Here is a 5,486-nt window from a genome sequence, read left to right on the forward strand (position 1 = left end):
AACTTTGGATGGAAAGAAAATGGATAAATACAAAGCTAAAGGAGACGATACAGACAAGTTCTTCAATAGCGGCTATGGAAAAATGTATTTAATGAGATAAGAAAGAATAGCAATTCGAAATACAAAAAGCGTCCCTAAAAAACGGGGACGCTTTTTTATTCAGCTGAATTCGTGTGCAGCCTTTTGCATTGATATTTCGTCTACCATACTCTTAACGAATATATTACCTGACAAAGACTTTGTACATCAGGCTTATAAGTGTCAGCCCCTCCTAATAGTCAGACAAAATACCTATACAAATCTTGCCGACCACTCCAGTTCCTTACATATAGTTTTCGCTAAAATTTGACGGTGCGAAAAGGACGGAAAACGATAAACGGTTTACTCTATGAAAAAAAGGCAAGGTTTTCACAAAGCGAATATTTTGGCGCTACTGTTTGTAATGGTAGGGTTTACCACACTAGCCCAGAACTATGGCAATGAATGGATAGATTTTACTAAAACATATTACAAGTTCAAAGTGTACAAAACCGGGTTGTACCGCATTCCGGTTTCTACATTGGCAACTGCGGGCATAGACGGTGCTAACGTAGAGGACTATTCGCTGTACAAAAACGGGAAAGAAGTTCCCTTATATACATCATCTGAAACGGGAAAGCTTCCTGCTAATGGGTACATTGAATTTTGGGCAACTACAAATGATGGTGTTCCCGACAAACAATTATATAGAGACCCGGTATACCAGCATTCAACCGCGATGAGTCTCTTTGAGGATGCCGGAACATATTTTTTATTAGTTCGTCCAAATGTTGCTGCCAATGCCCGTTATAACACATTGAATAATGATGTAAGCAATCCTGCTTTACCTGCTGAACCATACTTTATGTGCACGACAGCAAATTATTTCAGAGACCAGATTAATCCGGGTCGTTATGAGTATGCAGGTGAGTATGTTTATTCTTCTTCTTACGACAAGGGTGAGTTTTGGAGCAGCAATGATATCGCGCCTCAAGCTCCTTTAGAGGCACCGCCTATAAGTAACTTATTCTTATATACGGGCAGCGGGGCGCCAGATGGCTCAATAAAATATGGAGCGTTTGGAAATAGTAAGTTCAACAGTCGCAGGCTAGATGTGAAGGTTAACAACAATGTTGTCAGTTCTTCGCAATTAAACAATGATTCGGATATTGTTCAATCTGCAACTGTTGAGCTTGCAAATCTTAACACCAATTCTTCACAGGTTTCTTTCTATAATACTTCCAATGATGTTACCGATAGAGTAGTAGTTTCGTTTTATGAACTTACTTATCCACGGCAGTTCAACTTTGGCGGTGCATCAGATAATTTCCAGTTTAATCTTGCTCCTAACAGCAACGGCTATTATCTTGAAATAACCAACTTTAATACGGTCAATGTAGCCCCGGTTTTGTTGGACATCACAAATCAAAAGAGATATCTTGGTAATATAGCGACAGCAGGTAAAATAAAGTTTTTACTGCCTCCATCCTTCACAACTTCAACGTTTATTTTGGTAAGCCAGGCCGCCGATAAGGTTACTACGGTAAATACGCTTACTCCAAAACAATTTGTTGATTACTCAAAAAGTGAGAACCAGGGAGACTTTCTTATCATTACCAATCCTGTGCTTTACAGTGGCTCAAGCGGCAACAATCCAATTCAGGATTATGCCATTTACAGAAGTTCAGTGAATGGAGGTGGTTTTAAAACAAAGATTCTTGAGGTAGGAGAATTGACAGACCAGTTTGTTTACGGCATTACCTATCACCCGTCTTCTATAAAAAATTTTATTGCTTTTGCGAGAGATAAGTTTTTAGCAGTGCCGCAAAATGTTTTACTCATCGGTAAAGGAGTTAACTACTCAGACGCAACCCGGAATTTTGGCAACGATTATTTAAAGCAGTTATGCCTTGTGCCAACGTTTGGCAATCCGGCATCAGACAATATGTTGAGCGCAAATGGGGTTTCTTCGCCTGTTGTAACCATTCCAATCGGCCGTTTATCCGTTATTACCGGAAAAGAAGTGGAGGATTATTTGCAGAAACTTATAGAGTATGAAACGCAGCAGCGAACCGCGCAAAATACTATTGCAGACAGACTTTGGATGAAGAATGTACTTGAGCTTACGGGCGCAGATGATGAAAATTTAGGCCCACAATTGTGTGGATACGTTGGCCTTTATAAAAATATGCTTGAGGATACATTGACTGGAACAAAGGTTACAATGTTCTGTAAAACGACAGTAAATAATGCAGGACAAGATGTAATGCAAACAATCTCCAATCTGTTTGAAAAAGGAATGAGCCTGATAACTTATTTTGGTCATTCGGCTGCTGGTTCCCTGGCCTTTAATTTGAGTGATCCCGGCGAATACAACAACACAACAAAATATCCGGTCTTTTCTGCGAATGGTTGTAACGCAGGAAATAATTTTTCATTTACCTTTACCCAAACGATCTCGGAAAAATTTACACTAGCCAAACAACACGGGGCCATTGCTTTTCTGGCAAGTACGCATTATGGCATAGTTACTACTTTGGGTTCATACCTGTCTAAGTTTAATAATGATATGCGTTCGAAGGATTATATGAAATCATTGGGCATTGTTAACAGAGACGCTTTAATGGAAACCTATAGTCAGAACGATTTTTTTTCCCGTTGTAATGCAGAACAGGTTCTTGTTCATGGTGACCCAGCCATTAAATTCAATTTTCAGCCTAAGCCAGATTATGTAATTGAGGACCCGCAGGTGTTAATAACGCCGTCATTTATTTCCCTGGCAGAAGGCAACTGTAAAGCGTTTATAAGATTGTATAATCTGGGTAAAGCCGTTAAAGATTCCATCACTCTTGACGTAAAACATATTCACGCCGACGGAACATCAACTGTGCTGTACAGGCAAAAAATGAAAGGAATTTATTACAGCGATTCTGTAACAGTTCCTATTCCTATTATTACTTCAAAAGATAAAGGAACGAACAAGGTTGTCATCACCATCGACACAGACAACGTGGTAGATGAAGTATCTGAATCAAACAACAGCATAACAAAGGAGTTTTTCGTTTATGAAGACGAAGCAAGGCCTGTCTATCCATATAACTATTCAATTGTAAATACACAGGGTCAAAAGCTGTATGCATCCACATCAAATCCTTTTAGCGAAGCAAGAGATTATATGATGGAGATTGATACTACAGCATTGTTTAATTCCTCTATGAAGCGTCAGGTAAAATTGAATAGTGTGGGTGGCGTTATTGAGTTTAACTCGGGATTAAATTATCTGGATAGCGTTGTGTATTATTGGCGTGTGTCCATTGTTCCGCGGCAGAATGAAGATTATCACTGGAACATGTTCTCATTTATTTATTTAAGCAACAGTACTCCAGGGTTCAACCAATCCCACTATTATCAACATAAGGAATCAGCTGCGGATTCGATGCTGATAAGCTCCAACAGGGCCTGGCAGTATGCCAGCAGCCCTGTAACAATGACTGCTACAAGCGGCGTTCTAGGCGGTGCATGGCAGGTAGGTGGCGACTTTACTGTGGTTTCCTCAAGAAATCTGTTTGCTGAGAATGCGTGTGGCTATGGGATTGTATTCAATGTTTTCGATCCGGTAACATTTAAATTGTGGACAAATCCCAATGGTCTTTATAATTCAAAACCGTTGTGTAAACCTGACCGACTATATAATTTCCAATACGATATAAGTAACCCAACAGGAAGGATAAACGCGTATAATTTCCTTAATTCGCTTCCCGATAAAGCTTACGTAATTGCGAGAGTTGTGATCAGTACTCCGGAGCTTCTCCCTGACGCTCCGGACCTTACTTATGCAACAGAATGGCAAGACGACACAACTGTGTTGGGCAAAAACAAATCTCTTTACCACAAGTTGTTACAAGAAGGATTTACAGATATTGATTCATTCAATTCAGTCAAAGCATTTATATTCATTTACAGAAATAATGACCCTTCCTTTGTTGCGAAAAGTATATTCACCAATGGCTTAATGGATACGCTGAAGTTGTCTGCAACCGGCCCGATTGATGACTATGAAGGAGACGTGATTTCACCAACCTTTGGTCCGGCAAAAGCGTGGAAACAATTTCATTGGCGCGGTAATAGTACAGAAACGCCTTCCAAGGATAGTGTAACTGTGCAGCTGATAGGAGTGGATAATAGCAACAATGAAACCTTACTTAAAACGTTGCAAACTTCAGACGCTGATGTGGATATTTCTTCCATCGACGCAAAGATTTATCCTAATCTCAAGTTTAGAATGTACACAAAGGATTCACTGTCGGGCACACCATATCAGCTCAAATATTGGAGGGTAAATTACGATCCTGTTCCGGAAGGGGCGATCGCAACAGACATGTACTTTAAGTTTAAGGATACACTTGATATAGGCGAAAAAATTCCTTTGGCCGTGGCTTTTAAAAACATCAGCCAAACGAAGTTTGATAGCATCCTGGTGAAAATGACGGTTACAGATAAGGACAATGTAGCTCACGTTATATCACTCCCTAAAACGAAGCCTTTGATAGCAGGGGACACCGTTACGTTAAAGTATGATGTCGATACAAAAGACTTCACTGGAAACAATACAATGTATGTAAACTTCAATCCGGATTTTAACCAGCCTGAGGCGTATTTGTATAATAACTTCTTTTACAAGAACTTTTATGTGAAGGGAGATAATACCAATCCGATGATGGATGTAACCTTTGACGGTGTACACATTTTGAACCAGGATATGGTTTCCGCGAAACCTCATATTCTTATAAAGCTTAAGGACAATGCGAAGTATTTATTGTTGAACGATACATCGCTGCTAAAAGTAAGAGTGAAGTTCCCAAGTCCCGATGGAGGTATTACCCCTGGCGAAATTCGTTCATACAAATATGACAACGATACCCTGCGATTCATACCGGCTCAAAGTGCATCAGACAATACGGCCAGCATAGAGTTTACGCCATCATTTGAAAATTCTTACAGTAGCGATGGCGACAATTACGAACTGATATTATCCGGAAAGGATAAGAGCGGCAACGCAGCGGGGCAGGTTGATTACAGAATTGGTTTTACTGTAATCAGTAAACCAATGATCTCTAATCTGCTCAACTATCCGAATCCGTTTACTACTTCAACGGCGTTTGTATTTACGATTACGGGAAGCGAAATTCCGCAGCAGTTTAAGATCCAGATATTAACGATAACAGGAAAAGTAGTCAGAGAAATTACGAAAGATGAACTCGGTCCACTGCACATTGGTAGGAACATTACAGAGTTTAAATGGGATGGAACTGATCAGTTTGGCCAGCGCCTGGCAAACGGCGTTTACATTTATCGTGTAGTAACAACTTTGGATGGAAAGAAAATGGATAAATACAAAGCTAAAGGAGACGATACAGACAAGTTCTTCAATAGCGGCTATGGAAAAATGTATTTAATGAGATAAGAAA

General features: G+C 39.8%; 1 protein-coding gene. It reads left to right on the forward strand.

The window, feature by feature from the left end:
* The first annotated feature begins 388 nt into the window (after positions 1–388).
* Positions 389–5,482, forward strand: coding sequence for a putative type IX secretion system sortase PorU2 (gene porU2 / locus QJ048_RS23360; RefSeq protein WP_282336887.1), 5,094 nt, complete (start codon positions 389–391; stop codon positions 5,480–5,482).
* Positions 5,483–5,486: the final 4 nt, after the last annotated feature.

The organism is Pinibacter soli (genome assembly GCF_029961145.1).
Lineage (GTDB): Bacteria > Bacteroidota > Bacteroidia > Chitinophagales > Chitinophagaceae > Pinibacter > Pinibacter soli.